Raw genomic sequence first — 19,384 nt, 5'->3', positions numbered from 1 at the left:
CACACGAAGATCCCTGCACATTCCCGGCTTTGGCCGGGAAGCGGATGTTTAGCCTGACGCTTTACAGGGATTGCGAATCCGACCACCGGCGCCCGTCCGGCGCCCTCATCGACAAGGCGCGACCACTCATGCAGACGACCAAGAGCGCGAAGAAGACGGCCCCCGCGATCCGCAACCTGGCCAACCCGCAGCGCACCACCCTCGCCCACCTGGACAAGCAGACCGGCACCCCCAAGCCGGCCGCCCTTCCGGAGTACGCGCAGGAACTGCCCTCCGCCACGGCGAACACCCGCCGCACCATCCTCATGGTCGCCCCGGAGATCCAGCAGCTCCCCGAGGCCGTCCCCGCCGCCTGACGCAAGGCCCCGGACGCCGCTCCCCGTAAATCGGGCGAAGCCGACCTCACCTCCCGCGTTAGCCTGGAGCGTCAGACTTCGGCCAGCTCAGGTAAGGGGCGCAGGCATCCCGTGCGCATCGCCAGATTCTCCATCGACGGCAATGTCGCCTTCGGCGCGGTCGAGGGCGAGGGAACACCCGAGTCGGGTGACCTCGTCCTCGACATCATCAAGGGCATTCCGTACGCCGACTTCGAGCTCTCCGGCGTCAAGGTCCCGCTGAACAAGGTGCGGCTCCTTCCCCCGGTGCTCCCCAGCAAGGTCGTGGCCATCGGCCGCAACTACGCGGAGCACGCGAAGGAGCTCGGCAACGAGGTCCCGGAGATCCCGGTCGCCTTCTTCAAGCCGTCCACCTCGGTCATCGGCCCGGGCGACTCGATCGCGTACCCCTCCTTCTCCTCCGAGCTGCACCACGAGGCGGAACTCGCCGTGGTCATCGGCCGGATGTGCCGCGAGGTCCCCAAGGAGCGCGTCAAGGACGTGATCTTCGGCTACACCGCGGCCAACGACGTCACCGCGCGCGACGTCCAGCAGCGCGAGAAGCAGTGGGCCCGCGCCAAGGGCTTCGACACCTCCTGCCCCCTGGGCCCCTGGGTCGAGACCGACCTGGACCCCTCCGACCTCACCATCCAGTGCACGGTCAACGGAGAGCAGCGCCAGCTCGGCCGCACCAGCGACATGGTCCGCTCGGTCGCCGACCTCGTCGCGCACGTCTCCGAAGCGATGACCCTGCTCCCCGGAGACGTCATCCTCACCGGCACCCCCGCGGGTGTCGGACCCCTGAACGTCGGCGACGAGGTCGCCGTCACCATCGAAGGCATCGGCACTCTCACCAACAAGGTGATCAAGCGTGGCTAACACCCCCTCGTCCCCCGTCCGCGTCCGGTTCTGCCCCTCCCCGACGGGCAACCCGCACGTGGGCCTCGTCCGTACCGCCCTCTTCAACTGGGCGTACGCCCGCCACACCGGCGGCACCATGGTCTTCCGCATCGAGGACACCGACGCCGCACGGGACTCGGAGGAGTCGTACAACCAGCTCCTCGACTCCCTGCGCTGGCTCGGCCTCGACTGGGACGAGGGCCCGGAGATCGGCGGCCCGCACGCGCCGTACCGCCAGTCCCAGCGCATGGACCTCTACCAGGACGTCGCCGAGAAGCTCCTCGCGGCCGGTCACGCGTACCACTGCTACTGCTCCACCGAGGAGCTGGACGCCCGCCGCGACGCCGCCCGCGCCGCAGGCAAGGCCTCCGGCTACGACGGCCACTGCCGCGACCTCACCGCCGAGCAGAAGGCCGCGTACGAGGCCGAGGGCCGCCCGGCGATCGTCCGCTTCCGGATGCCCGACGAGGCGATCACCTTCACGGACCTGGTCCGCGGCGAGATCACCGTCCAGCCCGAGAACGTCCCGGACTACGGCATCGTCCGCGCCAACGGCGCCCCGCTCTACACGCTGGTCAACCCGGTCGACGACGCCCTGATGGAGATCACCCACGTCCTGCGCGGCGAGGACCTGCTCTCCTCCACCCCGCGCCAGATCGCCCTCTACCGGGCCCTGATCTCGCTGGGCATCGCCAAGGAGATCCCCGCCTTCGGCCACCTGCCGTACGTCATGGGCGAGGGCAACAAGAAGCTCTCCAAGCGCGACCCGCAGGCGTCCCTGAACGTCTACCGCGAGCGCGGCTTCCTCCCCGAGGGCCTCCTCAACTACCTCTCCCTGCTCGGCTGGTCCTTCTCTGCCGACCAGGACATCTTCACGATCCCCGAGCTGATCGAGAAGTTCGACGTCGCCGACGTCAACGCCAATCCGGCCCGCTTCGACCTCAAGAAGGCCGAGTCCATCAACGCGGACCACATCCGCCTGCTGGACCCCAAGGCCTTCGCCGAGGCCTGCGAGCCCTTCCTCACGGCCCCGCACGCCAACTGGGCCCCAGAGGACTTCGACCGCGCCGCCTGGGAGGCCATCGCGCCGCACGCCCAGACCCGTGTGACCGTCCTCTCCGACATCACCGCCAACGTCGACTTCCTGTTCCTCAAGGAGCCGGTGGAGGACGAGGCGTCCTGGACCAAGGCCATGAAGGGCGACCCCGCCGCCCTCCTGACCACGGCCCGCGCCAACCTGGAAGCCGCGAACTGGTCGGACCCCGAGTCCCTCAAGAACGCCGTACTCACCGCCGGCGAGGCCCACGGCCTCAAGCTCGGCAAGGCCCAGGCCCCGGTCCGCGTCGCCGTCACCGGCCGCACGGTCGGCCTGCCCCTCTTCGAGTCCCTCGAAATCCTGGGCAAGGACAAGACCCTGACCCGCATCGACGCGGCCCTGGCGAAGCTCGCCGCGTAAGCGCCTCCCGTACGCCCGACAAGGGGCGGCCGCCGGTACCCACCGGCCGCCGCCCCTTCTCGCGTTCCCGCCTCCCGTGTACGAGTGCGCCTTACGCCACCCGCTGCCGCGCGCCTAGCCTGGCCCCCATGCCGATCCGTGCCGTCCTCTGGGACATCGACGACACCCTCTTCGACTACACCACCGCCGACCTCGCCGGGATGCGCTCCCAGTTCGCCGCCGAGGGGCTGCCTTCCGGGTACGGCACCGCCGAGCAGGCGCTCGCCCGGTGGCGGGAGCTGATGAAACTGCACTGGGCGCGCTTCGCGGCGGGGGAGTGCACCTTCGAGGAGCAGCGCAGGGCCCGGGTGGAGGGCTTCCTGGGCGGCCCCCTCAGCGACCGGGAGGCCGACGATTGGTTCGCCCGCCACCTCGTCCACTTCGAGGCGGCCTGGACCCTCTTCCCGGACGCCGTGCCGGTCCTGGACGCCCTCGGCGACGGATACCGGCACGCGGTGCTGTCGAACTCCAGCCTGGTCGTCCAGGAGCGGAAGCTCAAGGTCCTGGGCGTCTGGGACCGCTTCGAGGCCGTCCTGTGCGCCGCCGAGCTCGGTGTCTCCAAACCCCAGGCCGGGGCCTTCCACGCCGCCTGCGACGCCCTCGGGCTGCCGCCCCAGGAGGTCGCGTACATCGGGGACGAGCCGGACATCGACGCCCGCGGCGCCGTCGCCGCGGGCCTGACCGGCATCTGGCTGGACCGCACGGGAGCGGGCGGCCGGCCCGAGCTGGTGAGCGTCACGGGGCTGGATCAGCTCCCTGACCTGCTGGCGGGCAATACCCGTTTTGGAGCCCCGGGAACCTTCGGGTAATGTTCTTTCTGCGCCGCCCGAGAGGGCCGAAAGGTCCGGCCGGGAAGCGCAAGCCGAACGAAGACCCCCGGTCAGGGGGTTGAGTTTTGGTGGGCTATGGTGTAATTGGCAACACTACGGTTTCTGGTACCGTCATTCTAGGTTCGAGTCCTGGTAGCCCAGCTTGCAAGAGCTGTTGAAGTTCATAGATCAAGATGCAGCTCTGCTAGGGCCCCCGTTGTGTAGCGGCCTAGCACGCCGCCCTCTCAAGGCGGTAGCGCCGGTTCGAATCCGGTCGGGGGTACAGATCCTTTCTTTCCGACACCTTCAGGTCGCTCCTGGATGTATCGACGCAAGGATCGCTAGGGCCCCCGTTGTGTAGCGGCCTAGCACGCCGCCCTCTCAAGGCGGTAGCGCCGGTTCGAATCCGGTCGGGGGTACTGGTTAAAACCACTGCGAATCAATTCAAAATGGTCTCAACCACCATGGGCTATGGTGTAATTGGCAACACTACGGTTTCTGGTACCGTCATTCTAGGTTCGAGTCCTGGTAGCCCAGCGCAGATCACAACTGCACAGATAGCAAGCCCCCGTTGTGTAGCGGCCTAGCACGCCGCCCTCTCAAGGCGGTAGCGCCGGTTCGAATCCGGTCGGGGGTACGCACCGAGAAGGCCCCGCATCACTGATGCGGGGCCTTCTCGCATGTCCGGGTGCGTACGCCGCCCTTGTCGGCCGGTTCTGGAATTCTGCGGCTTCTTCCGTGTTCGGGAATTCGGATTGCGGTACGGGGATAGGGGCGGGCGGAATTCCCTGGCGAATTGCGCCCCGCTGTCGGCACGCGCAGGGGCGTCGCGGGCGTCGCGCAAGAGCGGCACACCCCGCACGGCCGAAGCCCCGAACTCCGGTGCGTGACGCGGGAGTTCGGGGCCTCGGCCGAAGTGTCGTACGGAAAAAGGGTGTTGAGGGGAGCGGGCGTCAACTGCCCGAGCGGCGCAGGGACTCCGAGAGGCGGGCCGCCGCGTCGATGACCGCCTGGGCGTGCATCCGGCCCGGGTGGCGGGTCAGGCGCTCGATCGGTCCGGAGACCGAGACGGCGGCGACCACGCGGTTGGAGGGTCCGCGCACCGGGGCGGAGACCGAGGCCACGCCCGGCTCGCGCTCGCCGATCGACTGGGCCCAGCCCCGGCGACGTACCCCGGAAAGGGCGGTGGCCGTGAAGCGGGCGCCCTGGAGGCCCCGGTGCAGGCGCTCCGGCTCCTCCCAGGCCATCAGGATCTGCGCGGAGGAACCGGCCTTCATGGTGAGCGTGGAGCCCACCGGGACCGTGTCCCGCAGTCCGGACAGCCGTTCCGCCGCGGCGACGCAGATGCGCATGTCGCCCTGGCGGCGGTAGAGCTGCGCGCTCTCGCCCGTCACGTCGCGCAGGTGGGTCAGTACCGGTCCCGCGGTGGCCAGGAGGCGGTCCTCGCCGGCCGCCGCGGCCAGTTCGGAGAGCCGGGGGCCGAGAATGAAACGGCCCTGCATGTCCCGTGCCACCAGCCGGTGGTGTTCCAGTGCCACGGCGAGCCGGTGTGCCGTGGGTCGTGCGAGCCCGGTGGCCGCGACCAACCCCGCGAGGGTGGCCGGACCGGACTCCAGGGCGCTCAGCACGAGCGCCGCCTTGTCGAGAACGCCGACGCCGCTAGAGTTGTCCATGCGTCGATACTCGCGTCTCACTCTGTGAAACGCAAGTTCAATTTTCCAACGAACTTGTCACGCTGTACCGGCGGCCGTACAACGGCCCGCGGTCACCGCCCCGTACGGGGGTCCGGGCGGGGTGAACCGACATCTCTAGTTGAGCCGGCAAAGCCGCCGGCCGGAGGGAAAGCGATGGGTAGGACACTCGCGGAGAAGGTCTGGGACGACCATGTCGTCCGGCGTGCTGAAGGGGAGCCCGACCTGCTCTTCATCGACCTTCACCTGCTGCACGAGGTCACCAGCCCGCAGGCCTTCGACGGGCTGCGCAAGAACGGCCGGCAGGTACGGCGCCTCGACCTCACCATCGCCACCGAGGACCACAACACCCCGACCCTCGACATCGACAAGCCGATCGCGGACCCGGTCTCCCGGATCCAGCTGGAGACGCTGCGCAAGAACTGCGCCGACTTCGGGGTGCGCCTGCACCCGCTCGGCGACGTCGAGCAGGGCGTCGTCCACGTGGTGGGACCGCAGCTGGGACTGACCCAGCCGGGCACCACCGTGGTCTGCGGCGACTCGCACACCTCCACGCACGGCGCGTTCGGCGCGCTGGCCTTCGGCATCGGCACCTCGCAGGTGGAGCACGTCCTGGCCACCCAGACGCTGCCGCTGGCCCGTCCCCGGACGATGGCCATCACCGTCGAGGGCGAACTGCCCGACGAGGTCACCGCCAAGGACCTGATCCTCGCCATCATCGCGAAGATCGGCACCGGCGGCGGCCAGGGCTACATCCTGGAGTACCGGGGCCCGGCCATCGAGAAGCTGTCGATGGAAGCCCGCATGACCATCTGCAACATGTCGATCGAGGCCGGGGCGCGGGCGGGCATGATCGCCCCCGACGCCACCACCTTCGACTACCTCAAGGGCCGCGACCACGCGCCCCGGGGCGAGGACTGGGACGCCGCCGTGGCGTACTGGAAGACGCTGAAGTCGGACGACGACGCGGTCTTCGACGCCGAGGTCGTCATCGACGGTCCCTCGCTGGCCCCGTTCGTCACCTGGGGCACCAACCCCGGCCAGGGCGCGCCGCTGTCGGCGAACGTCCCCGACCCGGCTTCGTACGAAGACGCTTCGGAGCGCAATGCCGCCGAAAAGGCCCTGGAATACATGGGGTTGACGGCCGGGCAGGCGCTGCGCGACATCACGGTCGACACCGTCTTCGTGGGGTCCTGCACCAATGGCCGTATCGAGGACCTGCGGGCCGCCGCCGCGATCGTCGAGGGCCGCTCGGTGGCGAGTGGCGTCCGGATGCTGGTCGTGCCGGGTTCGGTGCGCGTCGCGCTCCAGGCGATGGACGAGGGCCTGGACAAGGTGTTCACCGCCGCCGGGGCCGAATGGCGGCATGCGGGCTGCTCGATGTGCCTGGGCATGAACCCCGACCAGCTCGCCCCCGGTGAGCGCTCCGCGTCCACCTCCAACCGCAACTTCGAGGGCCGGCAGGGCAAGGGCGGACGCACGCACCTGGTGTCGCCGCAGGTGGCGGCGGCAACGGCCGTCCTGGGCCACCTGGCGTCGCCCGCCGACCTGACCGACGCAACCGCCCTCGTGGAGGCCTGAGAACCATGGAAGCATTCACCGCGCACACCGGCCGGGCCGTGCCCCTGCGGCGCTCCAACGTGGACACCGACCAGATCATCCCCGCCCACTGGCTCAAGAAGGTGACCAGGGACGGCTTCGAGGACGGGCTCTTCGAGGCCTGGCGCAAGGACCCGGAGTTCGTGCTCAACAAGCCCGAGCGCCAGGGTGCCTCCGTGCTGGTCGCCGGACCCGACTTCGGCACCGGTTCCTCCCGCGAGCACGCCGTCTGGGCCCTGCAGAACTACGGTTTCAAGACAGTTGTGTCCTCGCGCTTCGCGGACATCTTCCGGGGCAATTCGCTCAAGAACGGCCTGCTCACGGTGGTTCTGCCGCAGGAGACCGTGGACCGTCTGTGGGAGCTGGTCGAGGCCGACCCGAACGCCGAGATCACCGTTGATCTGCAGGACCGCCAGGTGCGGGCCCAGGGCGTCACGGCCGACTTCGAGTTGGACGAGAACTCCCGCTGGCGCCTCCTCAACGGCCTGGACGACATCTCCATCACGCTCCAGAACGAGGACGCGATCGAGGCGTACGAATCCAGCCGCCCGGCCTTCAAGCCGAGTACGATCCGCGCCTGATCCCCCGCCGGACGCTCCCAGGGGACCCGTTTCCGGGGCTCCCGTAGCCCGTTCGGCCTGAGATCCACGCCTCACTTTCGGCGCCCCCCGCCATTCGTGGCAGGGGGCGCCGAACTGTGTTCCGGGTCTCAACTGCGCTTGTGAGTACGGGAGTTGGGCAGCGGGTCAGAAGTGACTTGAGGGGCTGATGGAGCCTGGAATTCCGTTAGTTGCCCCCGGCGGAGGCGACAACTCGCCCCAGATGGCACAATCGGTGCATGGAACGAGACAGCCAACTCAAGCTGTACGAGGCAGTCGCGGACCAACTGAAAGAAGCACACACGCGGGTGCGTGCACTGCAAGTCCCGGAGGGCGTACGGATGGCGCTGAACCGGAAGCTGCTGGTCATATCGGCCGCGGCGAAACACGATCTCGTGACTGCCGACAGGCGTCTGAGCAGGTTCATGAAGGACCTCGACGAAGGCCGATTCCCCGAAGTCGACTAGCAACTGGGCCTTCGGAACTCCTCTGAGGGCTCCCGTAAGACCTACAACGTTGCGGCACTAGGGTGATTAGCCCGTTTCGTGTTTGATTTGCGGTATATATCTGCCTAACGTGCGAATAAGCCTGGACATTTCGTTCCGGCAATGTCTCCGAAGGGGAAGACGTGAACAAGGCCCAGCTCGTAGAAGCGATTGCCGACAAGGTCGGCGGCCGTCAGCAGGCCGCTGACGCCGTGGACGCCGTCCTGGACGCGATCGTCCGCGCCGTCGTGGCCGGCGACCGTGTCTCGGTCACCGGTTTCGGCTCGTTCGAGAAGGTGGACCGTCCGGCCCGCTACGCCCGCAACCCGCAGACGGGTGAGCGCGTCCGGGTCAAGAAGACGTCCGTGCCGCGCTTCCGCGCCGGTCAGGGCTTCAAGGACCTCGTCGCGGGCTCGAAGAAGCTCCCGAAGAACGACGTGGCCGTCAAGAAGGCGCCCAAGGGCAGCCTGTCGGGCGGTTCTTCCACCCGTACGACCGCCAAGGCCGCGGCCAAGAAGGCCACCGCCAAGAAGGCGACCGCGACGAAGAAGACCACCGCCGCGAAGAAGACCACGGCGACCGCCGCCAAGAAGACCACGGCGACGGCGAAGAAGACCACGGCCAAGAAGGCCACCGCGACCGCCAAGAAGGCGACCGCCACGGCGAAGAAGGCCGCTCCGGCCAAGAAGGCCACGGCGACCACCGCCAAGAAGGCCGTCGCCAAGAAGACCGCCCCGGCGAAGAAGGCCACCGCCAAGAAGGCTCCGGCCAAGAAGACCACGGCGCGCAAGACCACCGCGAAGAAGACCACCGCCAAGAAGAAGTAGTTCTGGCGACGCGGTACTCACACGCCGGGCCGGGCTCCCTCCGGGGAGCCCGGCCCGCGGTGTTTTTGGCCGTCGTACGTCACCGGGGGCGCGGCCCTCGGCGTCACAGGGGGGCTCAGCGGCCCCAGGAGCCCCGCTCAGAAGGTCTGGAGGGTCACCAGGGTGATCCGGACCGCCGGGCCCGCGCCGGACGTCCCACCGGCCTCCTCGCCCGCCGTGCGGTCCGCCGTGTGGTCGGCCGTCTCGATGCGCACGCGCTGACCGGCGCGCAGCAGCCGCAGCCCGCCCGCGTCGAAGGCCGCCGCGTCGAAGGGCACCGGAGTGCCGTCGTCGAGCAGCACACTGCCGCTGCGGGTCTCGGGGTCGTACGTGTACGCGGTCGCCTGCATGCCCAAAAGCCTAGGGCCTGTCGGGGGACAGCAGGGCGGAAGCCTCGGCGAACGCGGGGGAGAGGGCGGCCGTGTGCGGGCCCACCCCCAGGGCGAACGCGGCCCGCAGATCGTCGCCGGTATCCACGTCCTGCCGTACCGAATCCACCAATTCGAGCAGCAGTTCCTCCGCACCCGAAATCATGTGCCGGATACGGGAGGGTCCCCCGAACGAGGGCCGGAATTCCACTTCTGGCGCAGTGGAAAGGAATGTAGTTCCGATTCCTGCGGCATCGGTCAGAAATGCGCGCGGAAATTCCGTCGCCCGGTCGAGCACCCGCAGCAATTCGGCGGGGCGCAGCGCGGGCAGGTCCGCGTTGAGGGCGGCGACGAAAGCACCGGGGCGGCGGGACCGTACCGTACGCACTCCGTGTGCCAGCGCGGCGTTGAGACCGGCGGCCGGGGAGTCCGGCACGGTGCGGGCGCCCAACTCGGCGAGCGCGGCGGACGCCACCGGGTCGTCCGTGACGACCACCACATCGCGGACCGCCGTACAGGCCAGCGCGGCGGCCACGGTGTCCTGCGCGAACGCCAGGGCGAGGCCCGGCCGCAGCGCCTCCGAGGCGGCGGGCGCGAGCCTGCTCTTCGCCCGTGCCAAGGGCTTCAGCGGCACCACCAGGGACCAGCGGGGGGTCCGAGACGCGTTCAGGGGACGGGCCTTTCGTCCGGGCGGCCGGGCGGGGCGGCGCGAGGGGGCGGGGAGGCGGACGGGCCCATTGTCGCCCCAGGTCCTCCCCGGCCAGGAGGCCCGGTCCCCGGACCGGGGCGTACGGTGTTCTCGACAGACGAGGGACCCGGGGCGACACTGTCCGCCGGAACCAGGCGCACAAGTGCACACGGGGTGCAGTGGCCAGGGTCCTAGAGGAAGGTGTCCCGAGTGTCCCGCCGCAGAATCGGCTTCTGGTACCGCCTGGCCGCGGTCATCGCCAAACCCCCGCTGCTTGTGCTCTTCAAGCGGGACTGGCGCGGAATGGAGCACATTCCGGCGGACGGCGGCTTCATCACCGCCGTGAACCACAACTCCTACGTGGACCCCCTGTCGTACGCGCACTGGCAGTACAACACCGGCCGGGTGCCGCGCTTCCTCGCCAAGGCGGGGCTCTTCAAGACCCCGTTCGTCGGCATGATGCTGCGCGGCACGGGCCAGATCCCGGTCTACCGCGAGACGACGGACGCGATGAACGCCTTCCGGGCCGCCATCGAGGCCATCGAGCGCGGCGAGTGCGTCGCCTTCTACCCGGAGGGCACCCTCACCCGCGACCCCGACATGTGGCCGATGGCCGGCAAGACCGGCGCCGCCCGGGTGGCGCTCCAGACCAAGGTGCCCGTGATCCCGGTCGCCCAGTGGGGCGCGAACCTCGCCATGCCGCCGTACGCCAAGGGCAAGAAGACGCACTTCTTCCCCCGCAAGACCCTTCAGGTGCTGGCCGGACCGCCGGTCGACCTGGAGCGGTTCTACGACAAGGAACCCACGCCGGACGTGCTCCGCGAGGCGACCGAGGCCATCATGGCCGCCATCACCGAACTCCTCGCGGAGGTACGGCAGGAGCCGGTGCCCGCCGAGGTGTACGACCACCGCAAGGCACGGGCCGAGCAGCGTCGCAAGGCCGCCGAGAAGAAGCAGCAGCAGTCGGGGGAGAACGCCAAGTGACACGGGTCGCCGTCTTCGGCAACGGCTCCTGGGGGACCGCCTTCGGCATGGTGCTCGCCGACGCGGGCTGCGAGGTGTCCCTGTGGGGGCGCAACGCCGCCCGCGCGGAGGTCATCAACGCCACGCGCACCAACCCCGACTATCTGCCGGGGGTCCAGCTCCCCGACGGCATCACCGCCACCGCGGACGCCGCCGAGGCCGCCTCGGGCGCGGACTTCGCCGTGCTGTGCATCCCCTCGCAGACGCTCCGGGAGAACCTGAGCGGCTGGAAGGACCTCCTGCCGGCCGACTCCGTCCTCGTGTCGCTGATGAAGGGCGTCGAACTCGGCACCGCCAAGCGCATGAGCGAGGTCATCGCCGAAGTCGGCGAGGTCCCCGAGGAGCGGGTCGCCGTGCTCTCCGGGCCCAACCTCTCCCAGGAGATCGCCGCCCGGCACCCCGCCGCGGCCGTGGTCGCCTGCCGCGACGAGGACGCCGCTGTGCGGTTCCAGGCGGCCTGCCACACCCCGTACTTCCGCCCGTACACCACCACCGACGTGGTCGGCGTGGAGCTGGGCGGCGCGGTCAAGAACGTCATCGCGCTGGCCGTCGGCATCACCAACGGCATGGGCATGGGCGACAACACCAAGGCCTCCCTCATCACCCGGGGCCTCGCCGAGACCACCCGGCTCGGCCTCGCGATGGGCGCCGACGCGCACACCTTCGCCGGGCTCGCGGGCATGGGCGACCTGGTCGCCACCTGCTCCTCGCCGCTGTCGCGCAACAACACCTTCGGCACCAACCTGGGGCGCGGCATGACGCTCCAGGAGGCCGTCGCCGCCACCAAGCAGACCGCCGAGGGCGTCAAGTCCTGCGAGTCGGTTCTGGATCTGGCGACCCGGCACGGCGTCGAGATGCCGATCACCGAGACGGTGGTGAGCATCGTCCACGAGGGCAAGCCGCCGCTGGTCGCGGTGAAGGAGCTGATGTCGCGCAGCGCCAAGCCGGAACGCTGAGTCCCGAGCCGGAACGCCGAGTTCCGCAGGGCGTCCGCTACGGGTGTGCCAGGGCTCTTCGGGTACCCTCAAGCCGATATGAGCAGCGAGAACCTCCCCCAGAGCCCTGACCAGGAGCCCCGCAAGCCGCGTGTGGCCGTCGTCTTCGGCGGTCGCAGCTCCGAGCACGGCATCTCGGTCGTCACGGCCGGCGCCGTCATGCGGGCCATCGACCGCGAGAAGTACGACGTGCTGCCGATCGGCATCACCCTGGACGGGCGTTGGGTGCTGGCCGCCGACGAACCCGACCGGATGGCGATCACCGACCGCAAGGTCCCCAACGTCGAGCAGCTCACCGACGCCTCCGAGGCCTCGGTCGTGCTGTCCGTCGACCCGGCCAACCGCGAGGTCGTCTACAGCGAGCCGGGCTCCGTGCCCAAGGCGCTGGGCGAGGTCGACGTCGTCTTCCCGGTCCTGCACGGCCCGTACGGAGAGGACGGCACCCTCCAGGGGCTGCTGGAGCTCTCGGGTGTTCCGTACGTCGGCTCGGGTGTGCTCTCCTCGGCCGTCGGCCAGGACAAGGAGTACATGAAGCGGGTCTTCCTCTCCTTCGGGCTGCCGGTCGGACCGTACGAGGTCATCCGCCCCCGCGAGTGGGCCGCCGACCCGTCGGCCGCGCGCAAGCGGATCGTGGACTTCGCCGGGGAGCACGGCTGGCCGCTCTTCGTGAAGCCCGCCCGGGGCGGTTCCTCGATGGGCATCACCAAGGTCAACGATCTCTCGGGCCTCGACGAGGCGATCGAGGAGGCGCAGCGCCACGACCCGAAGGTGCTGGTCGAGTCGCTGCTCACCGGGCGCGAGATCGAGTGCGGGGTGCTGGAGTTCGAGGACGGGCCGCGGGCGAGCGTGCCCGCCGAGATCCCGCCGGTCTCCGCGCACGACTTCTACGACTTCGAGGCCAAGTACATCGACTCGGCGGCCGGGATCGTGCCCGCGCCGCTGACCGACGAGCAGACCGCCGAACTCCAGCGGCTCGCGGTCGCGGCCTTCGACGCGGCGTCCTGCGAGGGTCTGGTCCGGGCGGACTTCTTCCTCCAGGACAACGGCGAGTTCGTGATCAACGAGATCAACACGATGCCCGGCTTCACGCCGATCTCGATGTACCCGCGCATGTGGCAGGAGACCGGCGTCTCCTACCCGGAGCTGGTGGACCTGCTGATCCAGGCGGCGCTGCGGCGCTCGACCGGTCTGCGCTGAGTCCCTCGCGACCCGGGCCGGTCCGTCGCGCGGCGGACCGGCTCAGTCGTCGACGGTCTTGGGGATCGACTTCTCCACGGGCTTCGCGAAGTCGACCAGGATGCTCGCGTCCGCGTGGTACGAGGCGGGGACCAGGAGTTCCACGTACGCCTCCCGGTAGCGGGACAGGAAGCGCAGGCCGTCGTCGCCCCGGTCGTCCACGACCCAGCCGACCCCGTTGACCTCCACCCCGTCGTTCTTCGGGTCCATGACCTCGGCGGGCCGCTCGATCCCGCAGCGCAGTACGATCGCGGGGTCGCCCCAGGCCGCCGTGTAGGGGGAATCGGGCGATGCGCCGCGGCGCGCCACGTCGTCCATGACCTTGGCCGGCAGCTCCTTGTGCAGCGCCGTGCAGTACCCCGCGACCTCCGCGTCCGGCGAGGGAACCGCCACGGCCGCGGAACCGTCGCTGGGAGCACAGGCAACGGCCGCCGACAGCAGGATCGCTGCGGCGGCCGAGGCACGGCGGAGCCGGTGGGTCGAAGAAGCCATGCGACCAAGCGTAGACGGGGCTACAGGTGGACGACCGGGCAGGTCAGAGTGCGTGTGATGCCGTCCACCTGCTGGATCTTGGCGACCACCATGCGGCCGAGCTCGTCCACGGTGTCCGACTGGGCCCGCACGATCACGTCGTAGGGTCCTGTCACGTCCTCGGCCTGGATGACTCCCGTTATCTTGCCGATCGTGTCGGCGACCGTCGAAGCCTTGCCGACTTCGGTCTGGATGAGGATGTACGCCTGTACCACGGAACCTCCAAGGCGGCCACGAGGATCATGTGGGGTGGGGGAAAGAGACGCCACCGTACCGTGTCGTCGCGGGCGGTGGGGAGACGTGCGCGGCCGCCCGCGCCCGTACGCCGAAGGCGCATCGCGGCGTGCGGCGAACAGAAGTTGACGTACGCGTGCAGCAGAAGGTGACGTACGTGTTGACGGTACCTAGAGCAGTGCTGGCTCGCGACCGCAAGCGCACTGGGGCAGAAGGGGCACATTCATGAAGGGCACCGTGGGCGAGCTGGGAGAGTTCGGCCTCATCAGAGAGCTGACCTCCCGCCTCACCTCCACCCCGGCCGTACGGCTCGGGCCCGGCGACGACGCGGCGGTCGTCGCGGCACCGGACCGACGGGTCGTCGCGAGCACCGACATCCTCCTGGAGGGACGGCACTTCCGGCGCGACTGGTCGACGGCGTACGACGTGGGCCGCAAGGCCGCCGCCCAGAACCTCGCCGACATCGCGGCCATGGGCGCCGTCCCGACCGCGCTCCTGCTGGGCCTCGTGGTCCCCGCCGAACTCCCGGCCACCTGGCCGACCGAGCTGATGGACGGGCTGCGCGACGAGTGCCAGGTCGCGGGCGCGGCCGTGGTCGGCGGCGACGTCGTACGCGGGGACACCATCACGGTGGCCATCACCGCGCTCGGCGACCTGCGCAACCACGAACCGGTCGTACGCTCCGGAGCCCGCCCCGGCGACGTCGTCGCCGTGACGGGGTGGCTCGGCTGGTCGGCGGCGGGCCACGCGGTCCTCTCCCGCGGCTTCCGCTCGCCGCGCGCCTTCGTCGAGGCGCACCGCAGGCCCGAACCGCCGTACCACGCGGGCCCCGCGGCGGCCGGGCTCGGCGCCACCGCGATGACCGACGTCAGCGACGGACTGGTCGCCGACCTCGGGCACATCGCCGAGGCCAGCAAGGTCCGCATCGACCTGCGCTCCGGGCTCATCGACATCCCCACCCAGATGTCGGACATCGGGCAGGCGGTCGGCGTCGACCCCATCCAGTGGGTGCTGACCGGGGGAGAGGACCACGCGATCGTGGCGACCTTCCCGCCGGACGTGAAGCTCCCGGCCCGCTGGAAGGTCATCGGCGAGGTCCTCAACCCGTCCGCGCTGCCGCAGGTGACGGTCGACGGGGCGCCCTGGACCAACAAGGGCGGCTGGGACCACTTCGGGGACATCGAGGGCTGACCTGCCCGGCGTACGGCCGCGTTACATTCGCAGGTATGCGAATAACTCCTGCCGCACGTCACGGCGTGCTCCCCTGCGTGCTCACCGTCGCCGGTTCCGACTCCGGCGGCGGTGCGGGCATCCAGGCGGACCTGAAGACGATGCTGGCCCTGGGCGTGCACGGGATGAGCGTGCTCACCGCCGTCACCGCCCAGAACTCCCTGGGCGTCCAAGGGGTTTGGGACCTTCCGGTGGAGGCGGTGCGGGCCCAGTACCGCAGCGTCGTGGACGACATCGGGGTGCAGGCCGTGAAGACCGGCATGCTCTCCTCCGCCGAACTGGTGGAGGAGGTGGCGGCCCTCCTCGCCGCCACCGACGCCCCGGTCGTCGTGGACCCGGTCGGCGTCTCCAAGCACGGCGACTCCCTGCTCGCCGCCTCGGCCGTGGAGTCCGTGCGCAAGGCCCTCCTCCCGGTGGCCACCGTCGCCACCCCGAACCTGGACGAGGTGGCCCAACTCACCGGCGTACGGGTGGAGTCGGAGGACGGGATGCGTGCGGCGGCGGACGCGCTCCTCGCCTGCGGCCCGCGCTGGGTGCTCATCAAGGGCGGCCATCTCCCGGGCGAGGCCGTCGACTTGCTCACCGACGGCACGGACGATCACTGGCTGCGCGCCCCGCGCTACGACAACCGCCATACCCACGGCACCGGTTGCACGCTCGCCTCCGCGATCGCCTCGGGCCTGGCGAAAGGCCTGGACGTGCCGCAGGCGGTCTCCGCCGCGAAGGAGTACGTCACGGAGGCCATCGCGGCGGGCTTCGCGCTGGGCGCGGGCATCGGCCCGGTCGACCACGGCTGGCGGCTGCGGAACCCGGCGGAGGGCGCGGGTCAGGGATAGTCGCGCAGCACGATGTCCGTCGCCGCCTTCTCGGTCAGCTTCTTGAAGAACCCGGCCAGGGGGCGGGCGGAGAGCATCCGGTAGGTGAGGTCGCGCCGGCGGATCTTGCGGGCGGTGGGCGGCGCGAGGAACGGGCCCGCGTTGCCCGCGACCTTCTGGCACCCCTTGGCGAAGTCGCGGAACTCCGCCTCGTACGCGGCGAACGCGGTGCGGTGGTCGCCGCCCGCCAGGGCCAGCTCACCGGCCAGGACGTACGCGGCGACGACGGCCGCGCCCGTCCCCATGCCGCCCATGGTGGCCCCGTACCCGGCATCCCCCACCAGCACCACCCGTCCCACGGACAGCCGGTCCACGTGGATCTGCGCGATGGCGTCGAAGTACAGTTCGTCCACCGACCGCAGGCCCGCCAGTGCCTCCAGCACCCGCTCGGTCTCCCACCCCATCCCCCGGAACCGTTCACTCAGGATCTTCTGCTGCCGCGCGAGATCACGCCGGTCGTGGTCGAGGCGCTCGGGGGAGGAGAAGACGAAGGACGCGGTGGCGCGCGCGGGATCGCCGTCGGTGTTCGCGAGGGCGACCATCCGGCCGGGATCGCTGTAGTAGTGGGCCGTGCGGTCGAGCCCCAGGTGATTGGGCAGGTCGAACCCGGCCACGTAGTAACCCAGGTACTTCAGGTATCCGGCCTCGGCGCCGAAGGCGAGGGCACGGGTGCGCGAGTGCAGGCCGTCGGCGCCGACGACGAGGTCGAAGGTGCGGGGCGGGGAGTTCTCGAAGGTGACGTCGACGCCGGTGGGGGTCTCGTGGAGGCTCGCGACCGAGTCCCCGAAGACGTAGGTGACGTTCGGCAGGTCCTTGGTCCGCTCGTACATGATCGCGGCGAGATCACCGCGCTCGATCTCGACGTCGCCGCCCATGAAGGTGGAGGGGAGGTCCAGGCGGGGAACGCCGTCGGCGTCCACGAGGGTCTGGGCCTTCATACGGGTGCGGCGGACGTGGACCTCGTCCCAGATCCCCATGTCCTGGAGGACCGTGCGGTGCACGTGCCCCCGGAAGTCGACGGCGAACCCGCCGGGCCGGAGCGCCGCCGCCTTCTCGACGACGGTGACACGGGCACCGCGCCGGGCGAGCTGGAGGGCGAGGGCGGGACCGGCGATGCTGGCGCCGGAGACGAGGAGGTGGAGGTGGGCGAGGGACTGTGACTGCGGTCGCTGGGTCATGGGGAGAGCGTGCGGGGCCCGGCTTACCGGGCACTGACGGTGCGCTGACGGGCCCGCCCGCACGGTGGGGCTACTCGATGCCGATGAGGAGGGGCGAGGACGGGTGGCCGCCCCGGTAGACCACCGTGTCCACCGCCAGGTGCCGTCCCCGCACGTGCGATGCGAGCGCCTCGCCGAGACCCTCCGGCACCGCCTCCCCCAGCACGAGCGTCACCAGCTCGCCCCCCGCCGACAGCATGCGGTCCAGCACCGTCCGTGCCGTCACTGCCACGTCCGTCCCGATCACCGCGACGTCCCCGTCGATCAGCCCGAGCACGTCGCCCGCCTGGCACACGCCCGCCGTCGTCCACGACTGCCGTTCCGCGACGGCCAGTTCGGCGTACCGGGTGGCCCCCGCCGCCGACGTCATCGCGACGACGTCCTCGTCGAACCGCCGGTCCGGCTCGTGCACCGCGAGCGCCGCGATGCCCTGGACGGCGGCCCGGGTCGGGATCAGCGCGACCCGCACGCCCTCGCTCCGTACCTGCTGGGCGGCGGCCGCGGCGGTGTGCCGCAGATCCGCGTCGTTGGGCAGCAGCACGACCTCCCGCGCGTGCGCCCGCCGGATCGCGTCCACCAGTTCGCCGCTGGCCGGCGGCTCCCCGGGCCGCGCCAGCACGGTCGTCGCACCGGCCTGTGCGCACAGCTCCACCAGGCCGTCGCCCGGCACCACCGCGACGACCGCCCGCTGCGCCCGCTCCCGGGGCGGAGCCACCCGGTCGGCGCCGAAGTGCGTGATGCGGATGCGGTACGGCCGCCCGGCCTCGACCCCCGCCTCGACGGCGGCCCCCGCGTCGTCCACGTGGACGTGGACGTTCCACAGCCCGTCCCCGCCCACGACCACGAGCGAGTCCCCGAGCCCGTCGAGCCGACGCCGCAGCCGGTCCACCGCCGCGTCCTCGGCCTCCAGCAGGTAGATCACCTCGAACGCGGGCCCGCCCTCGTCGGAGTGGTCGGCGGAACAGTCCTCGTCGGTCGGCACTGCGGCAGGAGCCTTCGCCCGTACGGCCACCGCTTCCCCCGTGACCGCCTCGACCAGCACCCCCAGCACCGCCACCAGGCCCCGCCCGCCCGCGTCGACGACCCCGGCCCGGCCGAGCGCGGCGAGCTGCCCGGTGGTCTGCGGCAGCGCGGCCCGCGCACCCTCGTACGCGGCCCGGGCGACACCGGGAACGGAGGCGGCCCCCGAGGCGGCGGCCGCCCGCGCCGCCGCCGTGGCGACCGTGAGCACCGTCCCCTCCACGGGGTGCGCCACCGCCTCGTACGCCAGCGCGGCCGCCCGCTCCAGCGCCCTGCACAGGGCCGCCGCGTCCGCCCGCTCCACGGCGGCCAGCTCCTCGGACATGCCCCGCAGGAGCTGGGAGAGGATCGTGCCGGAGTTGCCCCGTGCGCCTATCAGCGCACCGTGCGCCATGGCCCGTACCGCATCGGACAGCAGCGGAACCGAGGCCGAGGGACCCGTCACCGTCTCGTGCGCGGCGAAGACGGCCTCCACGGCCTGGGCCGCGGACTCCATCGTCAGATACAGATTCGTCCCGGTGTCCCCGTCGGCGACCGGGTACACGTTGATCGCGTCGATCTCCTCGCGCTCCGCGCCCAGGGCCGCGAGGGCCAGCGAGCACCAGGTGCGTACCGCGACGGCGTCGAGGTCGTCGGGGGACTGCGGCACCTGGGCCTCCTCCTTGAGCAGCGGGAACTCTCGCAGATTAGCCCCCGGGGCGGGGGCGGCGGCAGAAGGGGCCGGGGCGAGGTCCCCGGGAGCCGTGGTAGTTTCGTTGTACGAGAGCAGTCGTTGTATGCTGCTCCGGTTGCCCGATGAAAATCGGGACATTCCCCCGGCTACGCCACAGGATCCTCGGATCCTTCGGCATGCCGGAATTCACTGTAAGTGCATCTGAAGTCTTTGGAGTGACCGTGGCTGCCAACTGCGACGTCTGCGGCAAGGGGCCGGGCTTCGGCAACAACATTTCGCACTCGCACCGCCGTACCTCGCGTCGTTGGAACCCCAACATCCAGCGCGTGCGTGCAGTGGTCGGTCGGACGCCGAAGCGGCTTAACGTCTGCACCTCGTGCATCAAGGCCGGCAAGGTCTCGCGCTGACGTCTAGATAGCGCGGCCACCTCGCTGGTTGCTTGAAGAACCGGTCCACCCTCGGGTGGGCCGGTTTTT

Annotated in this window: 21 protein-coding genes and 5 tRNA genes; 19 read left to right on the top strand and 7 right to left on the bottom strand. The window is 70.5% G+C overall.

What is annotated here, in order from left to right:
* Positions 1-128 precede the first annotated feature (128 nt).
* The 9 genes from ACIO3O_RS17160 (at position 129) to ACIO3O_RS17120 (ending at position 4,215) form a co-directional block, all read left to right on the top strand.
* Positions 129-356 (top strand): hypothetical protein, encoded by a 228-nt coding sequence (locus tag ACIO3O_RS17160; RefSeq protein WP_401746247.1) that lies wholly within the window; start codon positions 129-131, stop codon positions 354-356.
* A 111-nt stretch (positions 357-467) separates the two neighbouring features.
* Complete coding sequence (locus tag ACIO3O_RS17155; protein ID WP_401746245.1) at positions 468-1,253, top strand: fumarylacetoacetate hydrolase family protein; 786 nt, start codon at positions 468-470, stop codon at positions 1,251-1,253.
* Positions 1,246-2,730 carry a glutamate--tRNA ligase gene (gltX, locus tag ACIO3O_RS17150; RefSeq protein WP_401746243.1) on the top strand — a complete coding sequence of 495 codons (1,485 nt, stop codon included), beginning with the start codon at positions 1,246-1,248 and terminating at the stop codon, positions 2,728-2,730. Before ACIO3O_RS17155 ends, gltX begins: the two co-directional genes overlap by 8 nt.
* 128 nt (positions 2,731-2,858) lie before the next feature.
* Positions 2,859-3,578, top strand: a complete 720-nt coding sequence (locus ACIO3O_RS17145) for an HAD family hydrolase (RefSeq protein ID WP_401746242.1) — start codon at positions 2,859-2,861, stop codon at positions 3,576-3,578.
* Positions 3,579-3,668: 90 nt separating this feature from the next.
* Positions 3,669-3,740, top strand: a tRNA-Gln gene (locus tag ACIO3O_RS17140).
* A 48-nt stretch (positions 3,741-3,788) separates the two neighbouring features.
* Positions 3,789-3,861, top strand: a tRNA-Glu gene (locus tag ACIO3O_RS17135).
* Positions 3,862-3,924: 63 nt separating this feature from the next.
* Positions 3,925-3,997, top strand: a tRNA-Glu gene (locus ACIO3O_RS17130).
* A 46-nt stretch (positions 3,998-4,043) separates the two neighbouring features.
* A tRNA-Gln gene (locus ACIO3O_RS17125) sits at positions 4,044-4,115 on the top strand.
* 27 nt (positions 4,116-4,142) lie between these two features.
* Positions 4,143-4,215: transfer RNA gene (locus ACIO3O_RS17120), tRNA-Glu, on the top strand.
* A gap of 316 nt (positions 4,216-4,531) precedes the next feature.
* Here ACIO3O_RS17120 and ndgR read toward each other — a convergent pair.
* On the bottom strand, positions 4,532-5,251 hold the full coding sequence (ndgR, locus tag ACIO3O_RS17115; protein WP_189825801.1) for an IclR family transcriptional regulator NdgR: 720 nt from the start codon (positions 5,249-5,251) through the stop codon (positions 4,532-4,534).
* A 174-nt stretch (positions 5,252-5,425) separates the two neighbouring features.
* On the opposite strand from ndgR, the gene leuC reads away from it, so the two are divergent.
* The 4 genes from leuC (at position 5,426) to ACIO3O_RS17095 (ending at position 8,779) form a co-directional block, all read left to right on the top strand.
* A complete protein-coding gene (gene leuC / locus ACIO3O_RS17110; RefSeq protein WP_401746239.1) occupies positions 5,426-6,850 on the top strand; it encodes a 3-isopropylmalate dehydratase large subunit in 1,425 nt (474 codons plus the stop codon).
* 5 nt (positions 6,851-6,855) lie between these two features.
* Positions 6,856-7,449: a 3-isopropylmalate dehydratase small subunit gene (gene leuD / locus ACIO3O_RS17105; protein ID WP_401746237.1), complete on the top strand. Its 594-nt coding sequence runs from the start codon at positions 6,856-6,858 to the stop codon at positions 7,447-7,449.
* 257 nt (positions 7,450-7,706) lie between these two features.
* Entirely contained in the window at positions 7,707-7,934 is a 228-nt protein-coding gene (locus ACIO3O_RS17100) for a hypothetical protein (RefSeq protein WP_401746235.1), read from the top strand.
* A gap of 161 nt (positions 7,935-8,095) precedes the next feature.
* Positions 8,096-8,779 carry an HU family DNA-binding protein gene (locus ACIO3O_RS17095; RefSeq protein WP_401746233.1) on the top strand — a complete coding sequence of 228 codons (684 nt, stop codon included), beginning with the start codon at positions 8,096-8,098 and terminating at the stop codon, positions 8,777-8,779.
* Between the two features lie 137 nt (positions 8,780-8,916).
* On the opposite strand, the gene ACIO3O_RS17090 is transcribed toward ACIO3O_RS17095, so the two are convergent.
* Both ACIO3O_RS17090 and cofC read right to left on the bottom strand, forming a co-directional pair.
* Positions 8,917-9,168: a hypothetical protein gene (locus tag ACIO3O_RS17090; protein WP_401746232.1), complete on the bottom strand. Its 252-nt coding sequence runs from the start codon at positions 9,166-9,168 to the stop codon at positions 8,917-8,919.
* A gap of 10 nt (positions 9,169-9,178) precedes the next feature.
* On the bottom strand, positions 9,179-9,856 hold the full coding sequence (gene cofC / locus ACIO3O_RS17085) for a 2-phospho-L-lactate guanylyltransferase (protein WP_401746527.1): 678 nt from the start codon (positions 9,854-9,856) through the stop codon (positions 9,179-9,181).
* A 228-nt stretch (positions 9,857-10,084) separates the two neighbouring features.
* Between cofC and ACIO3O_RS17080 the strand changes: the two genes are divergently transcribed.
* The 3 genes from ACIO3O_RS17080 (at position 10,085) to ACIO3O_RS17070 (ending at position 13,089) form a co-directional block, all read left to right on the top strand.
* Complete coding sequence (locus ACIO3O_RS17080; protein ID WP_401746231.1) at positions 10,085-10,858, top strand: lysophospholipid acyltransferase family protein; 774 nt, start codon at positions 10,085-10,087, stop codon at positions 10,856-10,858.
* Positions 10,855-11,853, top strand: a complete 999-nt coding sequence (locus tag ACIO3O_RS17075) for an NAD(P)H-dependent glycerol-3-phosphate dehydrogenase (RefSeq protein ID WP_401746228.1) — start codon at positions 10,855-10,857, stop codon at positions 11,851-11,853. Before ACIO3O_RS17080 ends, ACIO3O_RS17075 begins: the two co-directional genes overlap by 4 nt.
* Positions 11,854-11,931: 78 nt before the next feature.
* Entirely contained in the window at positions 11,932-13,089 is a 1,158-nt protein-coding gene (locus ACIO3O_RS17070; RefSeq protein ID WP_401746226.1) for a D-alanine--D-alanine ligase family protein, read from the top strand.
* A gap of 42 nt (positions 13,090-13,131) precedes the next feature.
* Here the strand turns inward: ACIO3O_RS17070 and ACIO3O_RS17065 are convergent, their stop codons facing one another.
* Together ACIO3O_RS17065 and ACIO3O_RS17060 are read right to left on the bottom strand one after the other, a co-directional pair.
* Entirely contained in the window at positions 13,132-13,620 is a 489-nt protein-coding gene (locus ACIO3O_RS17065; protein ID WP_401746224.1) for a DUF3515 domain-containing protein, read from the bottom strand.
* 20 nt (positions 13,621-13,640) lie between these two features.
* Complete coding sequence (locus ACIO3O_RS17060; protein WP_401746221.1) at positions 13,641-13,874, bottom strand: Lrp/AsnC ligand binding domain-containing protein; 234 nt, start codon at positions 13,872-13,874, stop codon at positions 13,641-13,643.
* Positions 13,875-14,118: 244 nt separating this feature from the next.
* Here ACIO3O_RS17060 and ACIO3O_RS17055 point away from each other — a divergent pair, with 244 nt between their 5' ends.
* Both ACIO3O_RS17055 and thiD read left to right on the top strand, forming a co-directional pair.
* Positions 14,119-15,084, top strand: a complete 966-nt coding sequence (locus ACIO3O_RS17055; RefSeq protein ID WP_189825813.1) for a thiamine-phosphate kinase — start codon at positions 14,119-14,121, stop codon at positions 15,082-15,084.
* Positions 15,085-15,119: 35 nt separating this feature from the next.
* Positions 15,120-15,959 carry a bifunctional hydroxymethylpyrimidine kinase/phosphomethylpyrimidine kinase gene (gene thiD, locus ACIO3O_RS17050; RefSeq protein WP_401746217.1) on the top strand — a complete coding sequence of 280 codons (840 nt, stop codon included), beginning with the start codon at positions 15,120-15,122 and terminating at the stop codon, positions 15,957-15,959.
* Here thiD and ACIO3O_RS17045 read toward each other — a convergent pair.
* Both ACIO3O_RS17045 and ACIO3O_RS17040 read right to left on the bottom strand, forming a co-directional pair.
* On the bottom strand, positions 15,950-17,176 hold the full coding sequence (locus ACIO3O_RS17045; protein WP_401746215.1) for an FAD-dependent monooxygenase: 1,227 nt from the start codon (positions 17,174-17,176) through the stop codon (positions 15,950-15,952). The two genes, thiD and ACIO3O_RS17045, sit on opposite strands and share 10 nt — an antisense overlap.
* 70 nt (positions 17,177-17,246) lie before the next feature.
* A complete protein-coding gene (locus tag ACIO3O_RS17040; RefSeq protein ID WP_401746214.1) occupies positions 17,247-18,884 on the bottom strand; it encodes a DAK2 domain-containing protein in 1,638 nt (545 codons plus the stop codon).
* 245 nt (positions 18,885-19,129) lie between these two features.
* Between ACIO3O_RS17040 and rpmB the strand changes: the two genes are divergently transcribed.
* Positions 19,130-19,315 (top strand): 50S ribosomal protein L28, encoded by a 186-nt coding sequence (rpmB, locus tag ACIO3O_RS17035; protein WP_003957616.1) that lies wholly within the window; start codon positions 19,130-19,132, stop codon positions 19,313-19,315.
* Positions 19,316-19,384: the final 69 nt, after the last annotated feature.

The sequence above is a fragment of the Streptomyces sp. NPDC087440 genome, assembly GCF_044744005.1.
Classification (GTDB): domain Bacteria; phylum Actinomycetota; class Actinomycetes; order Streptomycetales; family Streptomycetaceae; genus Streptomyces.
The sequence above is the reverse complement of the archived record's forward strand: the minus strand, read 5'-3'. Positions and strand labels throughout refer to the sequence as shown.